Source organism: [Clostridium] symbiosum ATCC 14940 (assembly GCF_000466485.1).
GTDB lineage: Bacteria > Bacillota > Clostridia > Lachnospirales > Lachnospiraceae > Otoolea > Otoolea symbiosa.
This window is the reverse complement of sequence record NZ_KE992826.1, coordinates 1,365-2,003: the sequence shown is the minus strand read 5'-3', so window position 1 is coordinate 2,003 and position 639 is coordinate 1,365. Positions and strand designations below refer to the sequence as shown.

Genomic DNA, 639 nt, shown 5'->3' with positions numbered 1-639 from the left:
GAGGCTCGCGAGAGCCTTGTGGATCGAAATATTTCTCGTGTGTCGTATGTGCTGGAGCCTTTTATCGTCGAGGCTCGCGAGAGCCTTGTGGATCGAAATTACCTGCTTGCCCATCTTGCGGCTCTGGCGCGTCGTCGAGGCTCGCGAGAGCCTTGTGGATCGAAATTCCAGTGTCTCGGTCCGTACAACAGTGGTACATCCGTCGAGGCTCGCGAGAGCCTTGTGGATCGAAATCCTTTATCCGGCTGAAACGCTGTTTCCGGACCCGGAGTCGAGGCTCGCGAGAGCCTTGTGGATCGAAATCAAAAGAGCCGTAAATATACGGTTTTCATTTTACCGTCGAGGCTCGCGAGAGCCTTGTGGATCGAAATATAGCGCATCTGCTTATGTTTGTGTCCAGATGGAGTCGAGGCTCGCGAGAGCCTTGTGGATCGAAATATTTTCTCCTCCAAGGTCTTTCAGCTTTCTTGTGTCGAGGCTCGCGAGAGCCTTGTGGATCGAAATTGATAAAAGATAGCTCATTCTATGTGGATTCTCGTCGAGGCTCGCGAGAGCCTTGTGGATCGAAATATATGTCGTTCGCATATCAATTCCGGCCCCGAGAAGGTCGAGGCTCGCGAGAGCCTTGTGGATCGAAAT

The 639-nt window shown here is 52.4% G+C and carries 1 CRISPR repeat array.

From position 1 onward, the window contains the following. Positions 1–66 precede the first annotated feature (66 nt). Positions 67–639: a CRISPR direct-repeat array (repeat unit 33 nt; unit sequence GTCGAGGCTCGCGAGAGCCTTGTGGATCGAAAT).